The sequence below is a fragment of the Pseudomonas fluorescens genome (assembly GCF_902497995.1).
GTDB classification, from domain to species: Bacteria; Pseudomonadota; Gammaproteobacteria; order Pseudomonadales; family Pseudomonadaceae; genus Aquipseudomonas; species Aquipseudomonas fluorescens_BK.
This window is the reverse complement of sequence record NZ_CABVII010000034.1, coordinates 1-18,822: the sequence shown is the minus strand read 5'-3', so window position 1 is coordinate 18,822 and position 18,822 is coordinate 1. Positions and strand designations below refer to the sequence as shown.

The 18,822-nt window shown below is 61.9% G+C and carries 14 protein-coding genes and 1 pseudogene; 13 read left to right on the top strand and 2 right to left on the bottom strand.

Features of this window, described 5'->3' with window-relative positions:
- The first annotated feature begins 21 nt into the window (after positions 1 to 21).
- From F8N80_RS27995 to F8N80_RS27940, 12 genes are all read left to right on the top strand, one after another.
- Positions 22 to 813, top strand: a complete 792-nt coding sequence (locus F8N80_RS27995; protein ID WP_150785169.1) for a hypothetical protein — start codon at positions 22 to 24, stop codon at positions 811 to 813.
- A gap of 9 nt (positions 814 to 822) precedes the next feature.
- Positions 823 to 1,095: a hypothetical protein gene (locus F8N80_RS27990; RefSeq protein WP_224790772.1), complete on the top strand. Its 273-nt coding sequence runs from the start codon at positions 823 to 825 to the stop codon at positions 1,093 to 1,095.
- A gap of 169 nt (positions 1,096 to 1,264) precedes the next feature.
- Positions 1,265 to 2,218, top strand: coding sequence for a SphA family protein (locus F8N80_RS27985; protein WP_150785168.1), 954 nt, complete (start codon positions 1,265 to 1,267; stop codon positions 2,216 to 2,218).
- 122 nt (positions 2,219 to 2,340) lie between these two features.
- Positions 2,341 to 3,321, top strand: coding sequence for an AAA family ATPase (locus F8N80_RS27980; RefSeq protein WP_150744077.1), 981 nt, complete (start codon positions 2,341 to 2,343; stop codon positions 3,319 to 3,321).
- Positions 3,318 to 4,253 (top strand): DUF58 domain-containing protein, encoded by a 936-nt coding sequence (locus F8N80_RS27975; RefSeq protein WP_150785167.1) that lies wholly within the window; start codon positions 3,318 to 3,320, stop codon positions 4,251 to 4,253. Before F8N80_RS27980 ends, F8N80_RS27975 begins: the two co-directional genes overlap by 4 nt.
- On the top strand, positions 4,250 to 4,831 hold the full coding sequence (locus tag F8N80_RS27970) for a DUF4381 domain-containing protein (RefSeq protein ID WP_150785166.1): 582 nt from the start codon (positions 4,250 to 4,252) through the stop codon (positions 4,829 to 4,831). The genes F8N80_RS27975 and F8N80_RS27970 overlap by 4 nt, the downstream gene beginning before the upstream one ends.
- Complete coding sequence (locus tag F8N80_RS27965; protein WP_150785165.1) at positions 4,818 to 5,810, top strand: vWA domain-containing protein; 993 nt, start codon at positions 4,818 to 4,820, stop codon at positions 5,808 to 5,810. Before F8N80_RS27970 ends, F8N80_RS27965 begins: the two co-directional genes overlap by 14 nt.
- Position 5,811: 1 nt before the next feature.
- A complete protein-coding gene (locus F8N80_RS27960; RefSeq protein ID WP_150785164.1) occupies positions 5,812 to 7,392 on the top strand; it encodes a VWA domain-containing protein in 1,581 nt (526 codons plus the stop codon).
- A complete protein-coding gene (locus tag F8N80_RS27955) occupies positions 7,389 to 8,825 on the top strand; it encodes a BatD family protein (protein WP_150785163.1) in 1,437 nt (478 codons plus the stop codon). The genes F8N80_RS27960 and F8N80_RS27955 overlap by 4 nt, the downstream gene beginning before the upstream one ends.
- Entirely contained in the window at positions 8,822 to 9,850 is a 1,029-nt protein-coding gene (locus F8N80_RS27950; RefSeq protein ID WP_150785162.1) for an HAD family hydrolase, read from the top strand. Before F8N80_RS27955 ends, F8N80_RS27950 begins: the two co-directional genes overlap by 4 nt.
- A 68-nt stretch (positions 9,851 to 9,918) precedes the next feature.
- Positions 9,919 to 11,496 carry an arylsulfatase gene (locus tag F8N80_RS27945; protein ID WP_150747095.1) on the top strand — a complete coding sequence of 526 codons (1,578 nt, stop codon included), beginning with the start codon at positions 9,919 to 9,921 and terminating at the stop codon, positions 11,494 to 11,496.
- Between the two features lie 214 nt (positions 11,497 to 11,710).
- Entirely contained in the window at positions 11,711 to 14,227 is a 2,517-nt protein-coding gene (locus F8N80_RS27940; RefSeq protein ID WP_150785161.1) for a fused MFS/spermidine synthase, read from the top strand.
- 273 nt (positions 14,228 to 14,500) lie between these two features.
- Here F8N80_RS27940 and F8N80_RS27935 read toward each other — a convergent pair.
- A pseudogene (locus F8N80_RS27935) lies at positions 14,501 to 15,171 on the bottom strand (DUF3313 domain-containing protein).
- Positions 15,172 to 15,374: 203 nt separating this feature from the next.
- On the opposite strand from F8N80_RS27935, the gene F8N80_RS27930 reads away from it, so the two are divergent.
- The gene (locus tag F8N80_RS27930) at positions 15,375 to 17,723 is read left to right on the top strand and encodes a tetratricopeptide repeat protein (RefSeq protein ID WP_150785160.1); all 2,349 of its coding nucleotides are present in this window, start codon (positions 15,375 to 15,377) and stop codon (positions 17,721 to 17,723) included.
- A 216-nt stretch (positions 17,724 to 17,939) separates the two neighbouring features.
- Here F8N80_RS27930 and F8N80_RS27925 read toward each other — a convergent pair whose 3' ends face one another.
- Positions 17,940 to 18,434, bottom strand: coding sequence for a hypothetical protein (locus F8N80_RS27925; RefSeq protein WP_150747098.1), 495 nt, complete (start codon positions 18,432 to 18,434; stop codon positions 17,940 to 17,942).
- Between the last annotated feature and the right edge of the window lie 388 nt (positions 18,435 to 18,822).

Here is an 18,822-nt window from a genome sequence, read left to right as displayed (position 1 = left end):
CACCAGGGAACCGGGGGAATCATGTCGAAAAATCCAGGAGCGAGCGCCCTATTGTTGGCGGCTTCTCTGGCATCTGCCTGTTGTGCACACGCCGATAACGCCGACACAGCCAATAAAAGCAACAACCCCCTGAACCTCGCGCCGGGGATGAACCTGCAGGATTACTACACCCCGAGATACTACGACTCCAACATCCATAGCAATGACCTGCTGGTGCGCGGCACGCTGCCGATTGCGCCCAACGATTTCATCGGCGTCCCGCAACTTCTGCGCGTCACGGCACCGATCAGTACCCGCCCCGATCCAAACGGCGGCTACAGCACCGGTGAAGGTGATCTGAACCTGTTCGATATCTTCCTGCTCAAGACCGACGGCGTGCAACTGGGTATCGGCCCGATGATCACCGCGCCCAGCGCTGACCAGGACGAACTCGGGACGGGTAAATGGCAGGCCGGCCTGGCCGCCGTAGCGATCGATTCATCACCCCGCGGCTTGCTCGGTGCACTGGTGCAATACCAGAGCTCCTTTGCCGGCGACAGCGACCGTCAGCATGTTGAATCGGCGACCCTGCAGCCCTTCATCATTCACAACCTGGACAAAGGCTGGTACCTGCGCTCCACCGGCACCTGGACCTTCGACCTCAAGAACGACACCCATTACATCCCTGTCGGGTTCGGTGCCGGCAAAGTCTGGAAGTCCGGGCCCAATATCCTCAACGCCTTCATCGAACCGCAGTGGACCGTAGAGCACAAGGGCGACGGCTTGCCGCAATTCACACTATTCGCCGGGCTCAACGTCACCTTCGGCAAATAAGGATTATCTATGCACGGTGTAATTCGCGCAGCCGGCTACAGCCTGATGACGATGTTTGTCAGCTGCGGCGTCGGTGCACAGGACCTGGATACCCGAATCGGCAAGATCGCGATGGAAGGCGAACTGCCAGCCCATGAATCCAACGGCAAACTCTACGCCGAACTGGATTTCCAGCAGGCCACCCAGAGTTATCTCTGGGCGTTGCCGCTGGTGTCATACGCCCAATGGCAGGAAAAGTTCCGCGACAAGCTAGGCGCTCAGGTTCAAAAGGAAGCTTTATGAATAAGCGCATGCTGCTCACAGCACGCAAAACAACTGGCTGCCGGCACCGAACGGTCCGTTTTACGGTGTGTTGCGCTTGTACCTGCCAAAACCGGAAGTTGCCAGCGGCCAGTGGAAAATGCCGCTGCTGACCCCCGTCAATCAACCGAAACAGTAAGCGGAGTTCGTCATGGTCAGGCCTTTGGTGGTGCGTCCCTTGCTGGCCCTGTGCGTGCTCGGTGGCAGCCCGGCGGTGCTCGCGGCCGAGGGCGGTGTCGGTCGGCCGATCACCGGGCAACAGGTGTTTTCCAATGCCGGCATCGTGCCGCCGGAACCGGGCTGGGTGATGTCCCTGACCAGCATCTGGTATGACGGCGATCTCAAGGGCGGCAAGGGCGTGCCGATTGTCGGCGAGATCGGTGCGGACCTGGACATGAAAGTTTCCTACACCATGGCCAACTTCACCAAAGTCTGGGACACCGGCAAGGGTCGCTGGAACTATGCATCCGCCATCGGCGTGCCGGTGCAATACACCGACGTCAGCATCAGCATTACCGGCCCGCGCGGCCGGGAGCTGGGCACGGAAGACACCGGCACGCAGTTCGCCGACATGCTGATCACACCGATTGCCGCCGGTTACCACTTCGACGAGCTCAACCACCTCTCGTTGTCCCTGCCGATCTACGTGCCGACCGGCGCCTACAACGACGATCGCCTGGCCAACCCTGGCCAGAACACCTACACCTTCATGCCGACGGTCGCGTTCACCCACCTCGACGGCAAGGGCGGCGAGCTGACCCTGTCGAGCGGCCTGGAGTTCTACACCGAGAACGACGCCACGGATTATCGCAACGGCAACATTTTCACCCTCGATGCGTTGTGGACCCACGGTTTCGGCGGCGGCTGGAGCGCCGGCATGGTGGCGGGTTACGTCCAGCAAATCACCGACGACAAGGGTGATACCGCTGACTCACTCAACGGCTTTCGCGGCCGCTCGGTGGGTGCCGGTCCGGTGGTGGGCTGGGCCGGCAAATTCGCCGATGCCCAGGCCAGCGTCAGCGCCCGATGGGTGCCGGAGTTCGACACCAAAAACCGGCCTGAGGGCAACGGTTTCAGCGTCAACCTGACCTTGGCGTTTTTCTAGGAGCGCTCAGGGATGGCCTTCGATTCCAGACCATTTGCTGCGTGTTGTTCAGCGGCTTCGCCTGCGCCATCGGCGACCTGCCCGTCATTTCGACTTTCATGCTCTGAGCCAGGGACTGTCCCATGACCGCACTCAACGACCTCAACGCCCTGCAAGCCAACATTGCCGAAGCCGTACTTGGCCAGGATCAGGTCATCCGGCAGATTCTGCTCGGTCTGTTGGCCAACGGGCATTTGCTGCTGGAAAGCTTGCCTGGGCTGGCCAAGACCCGCACGGTCAAGGCCCTGGCCAAACACCTGGACGCGACGATGAGCCGCATCCAGTTCACTCCGGACTTGCTGCCCTCGGACATCACCGGGGCCGAGGTCCTGCATCAGGTCGACGGCAAAAACCAGATCCGCTTCCAGCCTGGTCCCTTGTTCGGCAACCTGATTCTGGCGGATGAAATCAACCGTGCGCCGGCCAAGGTTCAGGCCGCGCTGCTGGAAGCCATGGAAGAACGGCAAATCACCGTGGCCGGCAACAGCCATGCGCTACCGGAACTGTTCATCGTGGTCGCCACCCAGAACCCCATCGAGCAGGAAGGCACTTACCCGCTGCCGGAAGCGCAAATGGACCGCTTCCTGATGAAAGTCCTGCTGGACTACCCCAGTGCGGAAAACGAAAGCCAGGTGCTGCGCCTGCTGCGCGTCGAAGAACAGGCTCTCGGCGCCAGGACGGCTGCGGTCCAGGGTTTCGCGCTGTCCCAGGAGGTGATCTTCGCCGCACGTCGAGAAGTCAGCGGGATTCACGTATCCCCGGCCATCGACCGCTACCTGATCGACCTGATCAACGCCACACGCCATCCTGCCGACTACGATGCCGACCTCGGCCGCTGGATCGCCCTCGGCGCCAGTCCCCGCGGCGGTATCGGCCTGGACCGTTGCGCCCGGGCCGACGCCTGGCTGCAGGGGCAGGACTTCGTGTCGCCGGACAACGTTCGCGCCGTGGTGCATCCGGTGCTGCGCCATCGCCTGCAATTGAGCTATGACGCGGTGGCCGACGGTGTCACGGCCGATCAGGTGCTTGACCGTCTACTCGACAATGTCGCGATTCCAGCATGAACCTGGACGGCCTGGTCTATGTCTCTCTGGCGCAGTTGATGGCCCTGGAGTTCAAGGCCCGTGACCTGAGTTTCCTGGCCCGCCAGCCACGAGGCAGCATCCTCGCCGGCAACCATGCGTCGCGGTTGCGAGGCCGTGGCTTGAACTTCGATGAGCTGCGCCGCTATCAGCCGGGGGACGATTTGCGGCACCTGGATTGGCGCGCCTCGCTGCGCACCGGCAAACCGGTGGTCCGTACCTTTACCGAGGAGCGCGACAGACCGGCGTTGATCCTGGTGGACCAGCGCATGTCGATGTTCTTTGGTTCGCAACGCAGCTTCAAATCCGCGATTGCCGCCGAACTCGGCGCACTGGCCGCATGGATGGTGTTCAACGCCGGCGACCGGGTCGGTGGGCTGGTGTTCAACGATCAGCGCATCGACAGCATCGCGCCGCTGCGCAGCCGCAAGCGGATCCAGGCGCTGTGCAGCCGCATTGCCCGGCAGAACCAGGCGCTGAACGCCAGCAACCCGGATGCCGAAGGCGAAGACCAGCTCGACAAGGTGTTGCAACATTGCCTGGCAGTGGCCGGTCACGATCATCTGATCTGCATCGTCAGCGATTTTGCCGGCGCCGGCCCGCGCACCTTGCAGCTGATGCGACAGTTGGCGGCGCATAACGATGTGATTGCCATGCAGGTGTACGACCCGTTGGCGCTTAACCTGCCGAAAAATGGCCGACTGCTGATCACCCAGGGCCAGTTGCAAGTGGAACTGGCGGTGGAGCAACGCAGCGTCCATCAGCCATTGGGCGATTTTCTCAGCGGTCGGCTCAAAGACGTCGCCACCTTGCTGCGCCGCAGCCAAGTGCCGCTGATGATGTTCAGCACCGCCACCGAGGCCCAGGAACAGTTGCGAGCCGAATTGGGCAAGCTGGGTCGGGGGCGGCGATGAATCCGAGCGTGCCGAGCATCGGGCAACTCAAGGAAATCGGCCTGCCCGCGCCGGTCAGTTATGCGCCGCAGACGTGGGGTTGGTGGGTGCTGTTGGCGGTGTTGCTGGGTGTGGTGTTGCTGGTGGGTGCGCGACAGTATTGGCAGTGGCGGCGGGACCGGTATCGGCGGGAGGCGTTGGTGCGGTTGGCCGAACTGCAAAACAGCGACGATCGATTAAGTGCCATGCGCGAACTCCCGGAACTGCTCAAACGGGTCGCCATTTCAATGCCTGCAGCGAACCCTGTGGGAGCGGGCTTGCCCGCGATGGGGGCCTCGCATTCAACAATCATGTCGACTGAGCGGACGCCATCGCGGGCAAGCCCGCTCCCACAGGGTCCTGCGGCGTTAGGTAAAGCCGACTGGCAGGCATTTCTGGTGCGGCACTGTACGCAGCCACTGCCCGCCGACTTCAGCCAGCAACTGGCACAACTGGCCTACGCCCCGGACGCCACATTGGTCGCACTGCCTGACACGCAACGCCAACATCTGTTCGACACCTGCAAACGCTGGGTGGAGCATCACCATGTGGCAGCTTGATTACCCCTGGCTGTTGCTCCTGCTGCCGCTGCCATGGCTGGGCTACCGCTACCTGCCCGATTACCGTGAAGCCCGCAGCGCCGTGCGCGTGCCGTTTTTCGGCGCCATGAGTCGCGCGGTCGGTCAGGCCCCCAGTCAGGCCGGCATCCACAGCAATGCCTGGCAGTTGCTGTTGAATCTGCTGATCTGGACCCTGGTACTGGTGGCGGCCGCACGCCCGGTATTCGTGGAAAAACCCATCGAACGCCAGCAACCGGTGCGTGACCTGATGCTGGCCATCGACATTTCCCAGTCCATGGAAACCACTGATTTCACGGATGCCAACGGCCAGAAGATCAATCGGCTGGCGGCGGTCAAGGAGGTGGTGCATGGCTTTATCGACAAGCGCAAGGACGATCGCCTGGGCCTGATCGTGTTCGGCAGCGGCGCCTACCCGCAGGCGCCATTGACCCTTGATCATGCCAGCCTGTCGCTGTTGCTGGACGACACCGGCATCGGCATGGCCGGCCCCAACACCGCCATCGGCGATGCGATCGGCCTGAGCCTCAAGTTGCTCGATCAGGCCCACGAACAGGAAAAAGTCCTGATCCTGCTCACCGACGGCAACGACACCAGCAGCGCCATCACCCCGGATCACGCCGCAGCCATGGCGGCTGCCAAAGGCGTGGTGATTCACACCATCGGCATTGGCGACCCGACGGCGGAAGGTGAAGCCAAGGTTAACCTGCAAGGTCTGCAGCAAATCGCCGAGGCCACCGGCGGCAAGTTCTTCCGCGCCGAAGACCGCAATGCGCTGGATCAGGTCTACGGCACCCTCGACAGGCTGACCCCGCATCAGGTGAAAACCCTCAGCCATCAACCGAAAAAGGATCTGTTCTGGTGGCCGTTGGCGGCGGCGATAGCTGTCCTCGCGCTTTACCACCTGGGCGCCCTGCTCCATTCGCGCCTGACACCCGCGCGTCAGCGGCAGGAGGCCTGAGATGGAGATCAACCTCGGCGACTTCCACTTCCTGCGCCCACTGTGGCTGTTGCTGCTGCCGTTCGGCGCCCTGCTGCCCTGGCTGTGGCGTCGCAGCCGTGATGTGCAGCGGCGCTTGCGCAGCAACATCGCCGAGCACCTGTTGCCGCATCTGCTGATCACGCCACAGGATCACCAGCGCCTGCGGCCGGTGCATCTGGTCTGCGCCTTGTTGATGCTGGGTGCCGTCGCTGTGGCCGGACCGACCTGGGAACAGGACCGCCCGCAATTCCTGGAGAACCGGGCGCCGCTGATTATTGCCATCGACCTGTCGCCGTCCATGGACGCCAATGATGTGCCACCGAGTCGCCTGGAAGCGGCCAAGCACAAGCTCCACGACCTGATCCAGCGCCGCGCCGGTGCCCGTAACGCGCTGATCGCCTATGCCGGCAGTGCCCATCTGGTGTTGCCGCCAACTGACGATCCGGCGCTGCTCGACAGCTTCATCCAGGCCCTGAGCACCGACCTGATCGGCAAACCGGGCAAGGCTGTCGGCCCGGTGATCGAGCAAGCCAAACGCTTGCTGGCCGCCGAGAAAACCCCGGGTACTTTGTTGCTGATCACCGACGGTGCCGACACCACGCAACTCAGCGGCCTGGATCAACCACTCAGCGACAGTGCGCTGCAAGTGCTGATTCTGGCCGTGGGCAGCGAGGATGGCGGCATCATCCACGACGCCAACGGCCAGCCGCGTACCGACAGCAATGGTCGCCCGGCGCTTGGCCGTTTTGATCAGGCCGCACTCAAGCAGCTCGCTTCAGCGTTGGACGCGCCACTGGGCAGCCTGACCCTCAATGACGACGATCTGGACTGGATTGAAATGCACGCCCGGCAGCATTTCCAGAGTGCCAGTGACGAACAGCGCGAACTGCACTGGAAAGACGCCGGCTACTGGCTGTGCTGGCCGTTGTTGCTGATCGCCTTCTGCAGCGTGCGCAAGGGCTGGAGCCTGAACTGGATGGCCGGTTGGTTGCTGGCACTGGGCATCGGATTTCAGCCGGCACCCGCCGAGGCCAATGCACTGACTGATGCGTTCTTTACCCGGGACCAACAAGGGCGCTGGGCGTTCGAGCATGAGCATTTCCCGCAGGCTGCCGCGCTGTTTGTCGATCCGTACTGGAAAGGCGTTGCTGCCTATCACGCAGCCGATTTCGACCTGGCACTGGCCAGCTTCGCGCGCCTGGACACGCCGCAGGCGTATTTCTACCTAGGTAATATTCATGTGCGCCGCTTCAAGTTTGATGAGGCGATCGCAGCCTACACCCAGGCGCTGAAATTGCAGCCGCGGTTCCCTGAAGCCACGGCCAATCTGGCGCTGGCCATCGCCTTGCAGCAAGACACTGAAAGCGCCGAGCAGAACACGCCCGAGGTCAAACCCGACGAAATCAAAATGGACAAGGCGCCGGGCAAGGGCCAGAGCAAAGCGGTGGAGACGGAGCAGGCGACTTCGGATGAACTGTGGTTGCAGAACCTGAGTACTTCGCCGGCGAAGTTCTTGAAGCAGAAGTTCAGTTTGCAGGATCAGGCGGGGGGTAGGCCATGAACCGGGTGGACCGTCTGATACACCGAGTCGTGGCCTTCGCGAGCAAGCCCGCTCCCACAGGGGATTTGCGGCATACACAAATCCAATGTGGGAGCGGGCTTGCTCGCGAAGGCGTCCGGTCATTCACCACAGGATTCGGCGCCCTGCTCATCTGCCTGATAAGCATCAGCATCTTCGCCGCAGAACCCGAACTGCGAATCCAGACCCGCCTGCAACCCAGCGCCCCCATCATGGTCGGTGGCCTCCTCGAACTGCAACTCGATGTCCTCACCGACACCTGGTTCACCAGCGCCCCCACCCTGCCCGACCTGAAGCTGCCGGGCGCACTGGTCCTGCCCCCCGACGGCCACGCCGAACACGTGAACCAGACCCTGGACGGCAAGTCCTTCAACGGCCTGCGCTATAGCTACCTGATCACACCGAACCTGGCCCGGGGCTTCGACATCCCGGCACTCACCATCAGCGCCACACCCGGCCAGGCCACCGTCGAACTGAGCGCCCAAAGCCAGCCACTGCACTTCACGGCAGCGCAACCGCCAGGGTTCAAACCCGGCGAACCGGTACTCGTTGCTCAAGGGCTGCGCTTCACGCAGAAGACCGTCGACTCGGCCACCCCGCTGAAAGTCGGTTACAGCCTCACCCGCCAACTGACCCTGCAGGCCGATGGCGCCCTGGCAATGGCGTTGCCGACGCCGTCACTGGGCGATATTCCGGGCCTCAGCCGCTACCCGAAGGCGCCACGGATCAGCACCCTGGACGACGGTCGTGGCCACTTCACCGGCGGCCAGCGCATCGACACCGTGGTTTATCGTATCGACAGCGAAGGCCGCCATCACCTTCCGGCCATCGAGCTGAAGTGGTGGGACGCCAGCCGCGGGCAAACCCGCATTGCGCAAGTGCCTGCCGTGACCTTCGACGCCGTGGCCAACAGTGCCTATCGGCCGGTGTTCTCGATCACCGAAGACCTGAACAACCTTGGCCAGCAAAGTCGGCTGCACCTCTCCAGGCATTGGCTGGGACTGTTGGCATTGGTGTTGGGCGTGGCGCTGTTCGCCTGGCTTGCGCGACCTGTCATGCACCGTGCGTACCTCGGGTGGCAAGCCCGGCGCCGCGCCCGACACGCCGCCTGGCTGGCGTCCGCCGACTGCGCCTGGCGGCAGATTGCCGCGCAAATCGAGGCAAAACCGCCACAACTGAGCGCCCTTTACCTATGGGTCAGACGCCGCCACAGGGGCCTGCAACTCGGTAGCCTCGGCCCTCGCCTGCAAGACCTGTTGCGTGCCTGTTACAGCCGTGAGCCGACCGAAGATCAGGCGCTGCGCCGACTCAGGCAATCCTTGGCTACGCTGCATAGTCAGGCCAAACGCAACAAAGAATCAGCCGCGCCCGCACTGCAACCACTCAATCCCGTTCACGAGAAGGATTTCCCATGACGAACCCGCGATCGATCCGCCAACGCTACGGGCTGACGTTACTGCTCACCCTCGCACTGAGCCTGCCGGCGCTCGCCCAGACCGGCGAGCCACTGCCGTCGTGGAACGACGGTCCGGCGAAAAAGAACATCATCGAATTCGTCCAGACGGTGACCGATCAAGGCAGCAAGGACTTCGTCAAACCCGCCGATCGCATCGCCGTGTTCGACAACGACGGCACCCTGTGGAGCGAACAACCGGCGTACTTCGAATTGCTGTTCGCCTTCGACGAAGTCAAGCGCACCGCACCGCAGCATCCGGAATGGAAAACCACCCAGCCGTTCAAGGCCGTGCTGGAAAACGATCACAAAGCCCTGGGTGAATCGGGCATGGACGGCATTTTGAAGATTGTCGGCGCGACCCACACCGGCATGACCACCGAGGCGTTCGATGACTACGCCAGGACCTGGCTGGCCCGCGCCCGCCATCCCAGGACCGGCAGACCTTACACCGAGATGATCTACCAGCCGATGCTGGAAATGCTCGACTACCTGCGCAGCCAGGACTTCAAGACCTACATCGTCTCCGGTGGCGATACCGCGTTCATGCGTGCCTTCGCCGAGCAGGTTTACGGCATCCCGCCGGAGCAAGTCATCGGCACCACCTTCGTCACGGCGTACCAGCTCAAGGATGGCCAGCCGTCGATTGTGCGCACGGCCAAACTGGCCCACAACGATGACGGGCCGGGCAAACCGGAAAGCATCGATGCCGTGATCGGGCGCCGACCGATTCTGGCGTTCGGCAATTCCGATGGCGACCTGCAAATGTTGCAGTGGACGGCTGCAGGGCCAGGCAAACGCTTCATGGGGCTGGTGCACCACACCGACGCCAAACGCGAATGGGCCTACGACCGCAAGTCCGATATCGGCCGTCTGGACAAGGCCCTGGACGAAGCGAATACCCGTGGCTGGACTGTCGTCGACATGGCGTCCGAATGGCGCCGGATCTATCCGTTCGAGCCCGCCTCACCCGAGCAAGTGCAATAAAGCGTCAAGCAGGACCGCAAACAACGTTTGTCCCACCTCGCGACACCCGCTTAAAAGGAGCAAGTCAGATGACTCGCATAAGCAAGTGGCTACCGCAGCTCGCCCTGGTGGCGGCCTCGGTCATGGCGATTTCGGCGACTGCCGCCGCCGAAAAACCCAATATCCTGGTGATCTTCGGCGACGACATCGGTCAGACCAACATCAGCGCCTATTCCATGGGCGTGGTCGGGTACAAGACGCCGAACATCGATCGCATCGCCAAGGAAGGGATGATGTTCACCGACTATTACGCGGAGAACAGTTGCACCGCCGGGCGGTCCTCCTTTATCACCGGTCAGACGCCACTGCGTACCGGTCTGTCGAAAGTGGGTGTTCCGGGAGCTCCGGTCGGCCTGCAAAAACGTGACATCACCCTCGCCCAGGCACTCAAGTCCCAGGGTTATGCGACCGGTCAGTTCGGCAAGAATCACTTGGGCGACAAGGATGAATACCTGCCGACCAACCACGGTTTCGACGAGTTCTTCGGCAACCTGTACCACCTCAATGCCGAAGAAGAGCCCGAGCGTCCGTATTGGCCGAAGGATGACGCAGCCTTCGTCAAAGCCACGTCCCCGCGCGGTGTGATCCACAGCTTCGCCGACGGCAAAATCGAAGACACCGGCGCGCTGAACACCAAGCGCATGGAAACCATCGACGACGAAACCACTGCAGCCGCCCAGGCGTTCATCGAGAAGCAGGCCAAGGCGGACAAACCGTTCTTCGTCTGGATGAACACCACCCGCATGCACTTGTTCACCCACGTGCGCGAGTCGATGAAGGGTCAGAGCGGCATGCCCGGCAACGACTATGCGGACGGCATGCTTGAGCATGACGGTGATGTCGGCAAGCTGCTCAAGACCCTCGACGACCTGAAAATCACCGACAACACCATCGTCGTCTACACCACCGACAATGGGCCGAACCAGTTCTCCTGGCCGGACGCGGCGACCACGCCGTTCCGTAACGAGAAGAACTCCAACTGGGAAGGTGCTTACCGGGTGCCGGCGATGATCCGATGGCCGGGCAAGATCAAGGCCGGTGAAGTCTCCAACGAAATGTTCTCGGGCATGGACTGGTTCCCGACGCTGCTGGCTGCGGCTGGCGACACAGAAGTGAAGGACAAGCTTCTCAAGGGCTGGGCACCGGCCTCGGGCGGCACCAACTTCAAGGTGCACCTGGACGGTTACAACCAACTGCCTTACTTGACTGGCCAGCAACCGAAAAGCGAGCGCAAGGAGTTCTACTACTTCAACGACGACGGTGTGCTGGTATCGATGCGTTACGGCAATTGGAAAGCGGTGTTCTGCGAACAACGCGCCCCCGGTGGTTTCAAAGTGTGGAGCGAACCGTTCGTGTGCCTGCGTGTACCGAAGATTTTCAACCTGCGCATGGACCCGTTTGAGCGCGCGGACATTGTGTCCGATCAATACTATGACTGGACGACCAAGAACGTTTACCTGACCGAGATGGCAGTGATGAAGTCGGCGGCGTTCCTGGAAACGTTCGTCGAGTACCCACCGAGCCAGAAACCGGCCAGCTTCAGCATCGATCAGATCCGTGCTGCAGTGGACAAGAAAATCGAAGAAAAAATGAAAGCTGCACAGTAAGACCGCATGACCGCCGCTCGCCTTCATCGGCGAGCGGCCCCTTTCCCAGATGAAAACATGTACCCCCTGTAGGAGCGAGGCTTGCCCGCGAGGCGTCCGTTCAGGCGATAAATGTGGCGACTGACACACCGCCTTCGCTGCGGTGCGGCGATCCGACAAGCCAGCTCCTATGTGGGTTGTGTTTAATTCAAATTTTGCACAAGGCAACAGACCTATGTCCTCACGTGTCGCCAGCAAGTCGTCGGCCATACCTGCGCCTCACCCCATTGCGTCTCCGGGGCTGCTGATTCCTGCCCTGTTGCTGTTCATCTCCGGTGCTGCGGCGCTGGTGTATCAGGTGCTGTGGATCAAACAACTGTCGTTGGTGGTGGGTGTCGAGGTGTACGCCATCACTACCGGCATTAGCGCGTTTTTTGCCGGCCTGGCATTGGGCGGCTGGCTGTTCGGCCGTTGGGCGGATCGCTTGTCGCAGCCGGTCCTGCTCTACGCGGGGCTGGAAGTGCTGGTCGCCGTGCTCGGTGTCGGCGCGACCTTCGCCATGAGCCTCGCGGCCAGTCCGTTTGCCTGGCTGGAACAACAGGTCGGCCTGCTGGCCTGGGCGTTGCCGTTTGTCCTGGTAGGCGTTCCGGCGCTGCTGATGGGCGGCACTCTGCCGGTGCTGGTGCGCTCATTGGCCGCCGACCCGCAGCAATTGGGCAAGGCCGGCGGTCAGCTCTATGCGGCCAATACTGCGGGGGCCATCGCCGGCACCCTGCTGGCCGCGTTCGTACTGATCGCGACCCTCGGCGTGCGTGGCAGTGCCCTGGCGGCGGCGATGCTGAACGTGCTGGCCGCCGTCGGTGCCCTGTGGTTTCAACGCCAGCGTTCGATGCCGCTCCAGGCGTCGGCAAAGCATCCTTCCAGTACCGCGCCGGACCGTCTGGCCTTGGGGTTGTATTCGATCGCCGGCGGCGTGGCCCTGGGTTACGAAGTGGTCTGGTCGCAGTCCATCGTGCAGTTCATGAGTACCCGCACCTACGCCTTCGCCGTCGTGCTGGCGACTTACCTCACCGGGCTGTTTCTGGGCAGCGCCCTGCTGGCCCGTCGGGTCGATCGCCTGCGCGATCCCTGGGGCGTGTTTGGTTTGTTGATTGCCGGTGCCGGGTTGATCGCATTGCTGGAAATCGCCGTGCTCGGACGCTGGCTGGTGGTCGCCCAAAGCCTGGCCGAAAGCTGGGTGTTGTCGCTGGGCGCGAGCGAACTGCTGGGCATGAGCGCCCGGTTCGCAGTCGCGGCGTTGAGCATTGTTTTCGTTCCAACGCTGATGCTCGGAGCCGCTTTTCCCTTGGCCCTGCGCTTGAGCGTCGGCCGCGAGCGGGTCGGGCGGGATGTCGGCGCGGTGGTGGCGTTCAACACCCTGGGCGGGATTGTCGGGGTCATGCTCTGCGGGTTTGTGTTGATCCCGCTGCTGGGACTGGTCCGCACTCTGGGGCTGTTGGCGATGGTCGCCGCCGGGATCGGTTATTGTGCGGTGCGCAAGGGCCATGGCGTGAAGAAAGGCCGGCGTCAGGCCGTGGTCGCTGTGGGCTTGCTGTCGGTGGCCGTGGCGCTGCTGATCCCGGCGGACAAACTCGCCAGCCTGCTCCCCGGTGCGCGCAATGCCACCCTGGCCTTCTATGAAGAAGGACGCGGCGGGACCGTGGCCGTGGTCACCCAGGGCAAAGGGCAAAAAGCGTTCCAGCGCTTGTACATCCAGGGCGTGTCCAACACCGGCGACGCCATGCCTTCGTTGCGCTATATGCGCATCCAGGCGCTGCTGCCATTGCTGATCCACAATGGCGAACCGCGTTCGGCGCTGGTGATCGGCTTTGGCACCGGCATCACCGCTGGCGCCCTGACCCGTTATCCCGGGCTGGAACGCCGGGTGGTAGCCGAATTGCTGCCCTCGGTGGTCAAAGCCTCGCCATTGTTCAAGGGAAACTTCAACGCCGCCGGTGATCCGGCCGTCGATGTCCGGCTGCGGGACGGTCGACAGGAACTGCTGCGCAACCCGCAACTTTACGACTTGATCACCCTCGAACCCCCACCGCCCTCTGCCGCCGGGGTGGTGAATCTGTATTCCCGGGATTTCTACCAACTGGCCGCCAGTCGCCTGGAACCACAGGGCCTGGTCGCTCAGTGGTTGCCCCTGCCCACCCAGAACATCGACGACTCGCGCTCACTGGTGCGCAGCTTTCTCGATGCCTTCCCTTACGCCACCTTGTGGACCAGCGAGTTCCACGAAATGCTGCTGGTGGGTTCGATGGAACCGATCGAACTGGATGCGGCGAAAATCAGCGCGCGCTTCCAGCAGGAGAGCGTACGCGGCACCTTGCAGGACGTGGGCATCGGTTCAGCCGCTGCGTTACTGGCGACCTGGGTCACCGATCGTGCCGGCCTTGAACGCTTTGCCGCTGACGCGCCCGCCGTCACCGACGACCGACCACGCATCGAATATGCACCGTGGGTTCGGGCCAGGGAGATCAGCCGCGTGTTGCCGGCGCTTCTGGACCTGCGCCAGCCGCCGGTGCTGGTGAACGCGGACGCGGGTTTCAATGAGCGGATGAACGCGCACCAGCAGCGGCTGATGCAGTTTTATCGGGCGAGCCTGCATGCCTATGACGGCGACCGCGAAGCCTGGGCCAGGGATATTCGCGAGGTGATGCGCGGGGATGGGGGGAATCCGTATTACCGGTGGTTTGTCGGGGAGTGATGCGGCGTCCGTAAGACCGCTTTCGCGGGCAAGCCTCGCTCCCACAGGGATCTAGCGTGTGCACGGGATTTGTGCACGACATAAATCACTGTAGGAGCGAGGCTTGCCCGCGAAGGCGGCGGCCCATTCAACATCTCAGTGACAGACAGACAGATCGCTTTCGCGAGCAGGCTCGCTCCCACATTTGGCTCGGTGCCAGGTACACATCTCGCAGACACTACAGTCCCCTGTGGGAGCGAGCCTGCTCGCGAAGAGGCCCTCACCCCCAATACATCATTTGGACTTGAGCTTCAGATACGACTGATGCATATCCGAAGCCCAGCCATCGATCACGCCTTTCACATCATCGGCCTTCATCACCTGCGACTCGTTTTCCAGCGGTTTGCCGGTGCCTTTGCGCACCACCTGGGCCAGGACTTTGTTATTGCCGCCGTCAAGGAACACCCTTCCGTGGCCAGGTCGGTTTCCTGATCGCGAATGCCGCTGGCCGTGCTCACCGCTGCAGCCACCAGGGCAATCGGGATCACTTCATAAGGCTTCAAGCCCTCGGTCTTGCTACTGACGGCGGTAATCGCTGCTCGCACTACGAGCACACCGGGGCCTGGGCCGGCCGCCAGAGGCAGGGATTTACTGACTTCGCGCTTGAGCGCCTGATCGTAGTAGCTGGTGATACCGCTCAGAGTGCCCTGAGGGATCTTCACGGTCGGTTGGGGCTTGGGATAGAGCTGGGTCGGTTCAATATAAACGCTGGTGTACTTGTTGATGTCGAGCTTGGGATCGACCCAGCGCATCACGGTAGCACCCGAGGGCGACTGGGCTTCCTTGAGCTGACTGTAATCCTTGAGAAACCCTGAATACTGGTCCGGTTCAACGACTTTACTGGAGCAGCCCACCACTCCGATGGAGGCAATGCACAGCGTGCTCATCATTAACGCAAGCTTCATGTTGTAACTCCTGTAAGCAGGTCGACAACGGTAGAACAAAGGTATAGCCAATGCCGCGCCTTTTGCTTTGAGAATCACGATATTCAGCCATTACAGCAACCGGATCACCGCCGTCATTTGACAGACGCCGGCCATCCGGCAAAGCTGCATCGAGCTGTAACACGCGCCTGACGGCAAACGCACCTGGGACTATGGATGTTGCAATGCCGAAACATAAAAATAGAGCGCCTGCACCGAACCCTGATTCAGCACCGACCCTGATCACTCGTTATCTGTTTCCCGTCACCCTCGGTGTATTGCTGATGGCCATCGCGGGCATCGGCTGGTTTTTGTTCAGCAGCCAACCGGCGCCCATGGCCCCGGCCAGTACGCCCGCCGCCGCGCCGGCCAAGCCGCAACCGGTTGCCCTGGCGCCGGCGAAAATGGTCGATGAGCAACAGTGCCAAGGCTGCCACAGCGAGCAGGTCAAGGACTGGCAAGGCTCCCATCACCAATTGGCGATGCAGCCAGCCAATGCCGAAACGATGCTGGGTGACTTCAATAACGTCACCTTCAAGGCAGAACACGAAACCACCCGCTTCTCGCGCAACAACCACGAATTCTGGGTCAACACCCCCGGCATCGATGGCAAGAACGCCGACTTCAAGGTGGCCTACACCTTCGGCATCGCACCGTTGCAGCAATACCTGATCGAGGTCGGCGAAGGTCGGTTGCAAGCCCTCGGAGTGGCCTGGGATAGCGAAAAACAACGCTGGTTTCACCTTTATCCGGGTCAGGGCGTGAACTTCAAGAACCCGCTGCACTGGAGTAAACCGAGCCAGAACGCCAATTTCATGTGTGTCGAGTGCCACACCACCGGTTACCAGCGCAATTTCGATGCCGTGAAAAATACCTTCGACAGTCACTGGAACAGCCTGGGTGTCGGCTGTCAGGCCTGTCATGGCCCGGCCTCCAACCACCTGCAGTGGACCGCAAAAAAAGGCGACCTGATCCACGCCGGCTTTGCCGTCGACCTGAAGGACAAGGACGCCACCGTCGAGATCGAAACCTGTGCCCGCTGCCACGCACGTCGCGCCCCCTTGGGCGATGGCTTCACCGTCGGCAAGCGCTTGATGGACGATTACCTGCCGAGCACCCTGACCCGCGAATTGTATGCGCTGGATGGCAAGATCAAGGACGAGGTGTTCGAGCACGGATCCTTCGCCCAGAGCAAAATGTTCGACAAGGGCGTGCGTTGCAGCAACTGCCACAACCCCCATAGCACCGAACTCAAGGCACCGGGCAACGGCGTCTGCCTGCAATGCCACAACAGCGCTGGCAAAACCGCGGTAGAAGGCGTCGATGGCAAAGGCCTGCAAGCGAAGAACTATGACGCTATCGATCACACCCGCCATACCCCGGGCCAGCCTGGTTCGCAGTGCGTGGATTGCCATATGCCCGGCAAGTTCTACATGGGCAATGACTTTCGCCATGACCACAGTTTTAGCATTCCCAATCCCGTGCGGGCGAAAAAGCTTGGCACGCCGGACGCCTGCCTGACCTGTCACCAAGGCAAGGCCGGCGACAAGGTCACCGAACAATTCAAGCTTTGGAACAGCGCCACCACCGCCCAGGCTCCGCGCTACGACGAGAGCCTGTGGCTGATCCGCAACGGCCAGCCCGGCGCGGCGCCAGCCTTGTACGAGCAGCTGCAACGCAGCAACCTGCCGGCGATTCAGCGGGCGACCTTGTTGACCGAATTGCCGTTTTATCCCAGCGTGCAGGCGTTGAAACTGGCCACCAGGGACTTGAGCAACCCGGCGCCGCAAGTGCGTGAGAATGCCGTGCAGGCGATCAGCGCGTTCCTGCCGCCATTGGAACGCGCACCGCTGCTGACACCTTTGCTCGGCGACCCGGTAAAGGCCGTGCGCATCGCCGCGGCCCGGGAGTTGCTCAGCGTGGCCCGCAATGGATTGGGCGGCGCCCAGGCCAAATGGGACGCCGCCATCGCCGAGTACGAAGAGGTGCAAAAAAGCCTGGCCGAACGCGCCGAAGCCAACCTCAACCTGGCCATGCTCTATCAGGCCAACGGTCGCGGTGGCGACGTCGAAGCGCTGCTGCGCACAGCCCTCAGGCGCGATCCGGATTTCTACCCGGCGCTGGTGACCCTTGTGCAATGGCTGGAAGCCGGCGGGCGCGGCCAGGAAGCCCAGGCACTGCTGCAACAGAGTCTGAAAGAGCATCCGGACGCCGCCCTGCTGCAACATACCCAGGGCTTGTCGCTGATTCGTGCCGGCAAAAAAGACCAGGCCATGCCGGCCCTGCGTAACGCCGCTCGCCTGGAGCCACAGAACGCCCAATACGGCTATGTCCTCGCGGTGGCGTTGCACGACAGCGGCAAGGTCGATGAAGCCTGCCAGGAGCTGGAAAGACTGTTGAAAGAGCAGCCGGCAAATCGCAATGCTCGGCTGTCGCTGATTCAGTACTACCTGGAGAACGGGCAGGAGCCGAAGGCGCAGGTGTTATTGCAAGGCTGGAAGAAGATGAACCCTGGGGATCCGGCGCTGAAGTGATCGGGGGCTGATCCGAAGGCCCTTTCGCGGGCAAGCCTCGCTCCCACATTGGATCTGTTTTGGATACATATTTTGTGTACACCAGAGACCCAATGTGGGAGCGGGCTTGCTCGCGAAGGGGCCATAAGACTCAACATTGATGTCGACTATCATGCCGCCTTCGCGAGCAAGCCCGCTCCCACATGGATTATTTGTCGATCACAAAAATGGCACTCATCAGCTGCGATCGCGCGGGATCAGGCTCTGCAACTGCTGCGCCAGGAAGTTTGCATCGAAGGCAAAAGTGTCCGGATCTTTCAAACCATTGGTCTTGCGCCACTGCCAGCTATTCGACGGCGGCAGGCAAACCAGGGAAATGCTGCCGTAGCGCGCGGCGGTCAAGCCCATCACCGCCAGAGAAATCTGGCCTCCCGCGCCCATCACATCCGGCACGAACTCCACCGGTTTGCCGGCAATCACGATGCTCAGTTTTTCGGTCTTGAAGGTCGAGGTCTCGAGCGGAACGCTGGGCCCCGATGCAACATAGGCCTCACGACTCACCTCCAGCAGGTTCGGCGCCTTGACCGGTTCCAGCCACTGCTGAATCTGATCGAACAGCTCACTAATGCGCGTCGTCCACACGGCCGATTGCGACTCAAACAGTTGTTTCTTGTGCGCTTCGCTTTCTGCGTAGTGGCGAAGCATCTCACCCAGTTGCTGTACGTCGTCCATTGCGGTGTTCCTTTGATTGAAGCAGTGCTGCGGACTTTGAGCATGGCAGATGCGCGTTGTCGGCGTACGACTAAAAGCGTGAGCGGTACAGGCCTGGGTCATCGAACCTCTGACCCGGCGCGGCTCCCAGGCCCGGCCCTGGGCGTACGACGCAGACGCGTCATGCTCGCATTTTTGCGGTATGGCGAGAACCAATGTGGGAGCGGGCTTGCTCGCGAAGGGGCCATAAGACTCAACATTGATGTCGACTATCATGCCGCCTTCGCGAGCAAGCCCGCTTGTATGCTAGGACTTGAAGGGAGGAGAAGGGACAAAGCCCGATTCTGACTGTTGACGCAGTACAGATCCGTGGGAGATTTCGCCCCTCCTCCTTTCACCCAAGCGCCGA

What these genes read in the sequence shown, in the direction of transcription:
- F8N80_RS27995 (WP_150785169.1), top strand. Translation starts at nt 22, where the DNA reads ATGTCGAAAAATCCAGGAGCGAGCGCCCTATTGTTGGCGGCTTCTCTG.
- F8N80_RS27990 (WP_224790772.1), top strand. Translation starts at nt 823, where the DNA reads ATGCACGGTGTAATTCGCGCAGCCGGCTACAGCCTGATGACGATGTTT.
- F8N80_RS27985 (WP_150785168.1), top strand. Translation starts at nt 1,265, where the DNA reads ATGGTCAGGCCTTTGGTGGTGCGTCCCTTGCTGGCCCTGTGCGTGCTC.
- F8N80_RS27980 (WP_150744077.1), top strand. Translation starts at nt 2,341, where the DNA reads ATGACCGCACTCAACGACCTCAACGCCCTGCAAGCCAACATTGCCGAA.
- F8N80_RS27975 (WP_150785167.1), top strand. Translation starts at nt 3,318, where the DNA reads ATGAACCTGGACGGCCTGGTCTATGTCTCTCTGGCGCAGTTGATGGCC.
- F8N80_RS27970 (WP_150785166.1), top strand. Translation starts at nt 4,250, where the DNA reads ATGAATCCGAGCGTGCCGAGCATCGGGCAACTCAAGGAAATCGGCCTG.
- F8N80_RS27965 (WP_150785165.1), top strand. Translation starts at nt 4,818, where the DNA reads ATGTGGCAGCTTGATTACCCCTGGCTGTTGCTCCTGCTGCCGCTGCCA.
- F8N80_RS27960 (WP_150785164.1), top strand. Translation starts at nt 5,812, where the DNA reads ATGGAGATCAACCTCGGCGACTTCCACTTCCTGCGCCCACTGTGGCTG.
- F8N80_RS27955 (WP_150785163.1), top strand. Translation starts at nt 7,389, where the DNA reads ATGAACCGGGTGGACCGTCTGATACACCGAGTCGTGGCCTTCGCGAGC.
- F8N80_RS27950 (WP_150785162.1), top strand. Translation starts at nt 8,822, where the DNA reads ATGACGAACCCGCGATCGATCCGCCAACGCTACGGGCTGACGTTACTG.
- F8N80_RS27945 (WP_150747095.1), top strand. Translation starts at nt 9,919, where the DNA reads ATGACTCGCATAAGCAAGTGGCTACCGCAGCTCGCCCTGGTGGCGGCC.
- F8N80_RS27940 (WP_150785161.1), top strand. Translation starts at nt 11,711, where the DNA reads ATGTCCTCACGTGTCGCCAGCAAGTCGTCGGCCATACCTGCGCCTCAC.
- F8N80_RS27930 (WP_150785160.1), top strand. Translation starts at nt 15,375, where the DNA reads ATGCCGAAACATAAAAATAGAGCGCCTGCACCGAACCCTGATTCAGCA.
- F8N80_RS27925 (WP_150747098.1), bottom strand. Translation starts at nt 18,434, where the DNA reads ATGGACGACGTACAGCAACTGGGTGAGATGCTTCGCCACTACGCAGAA.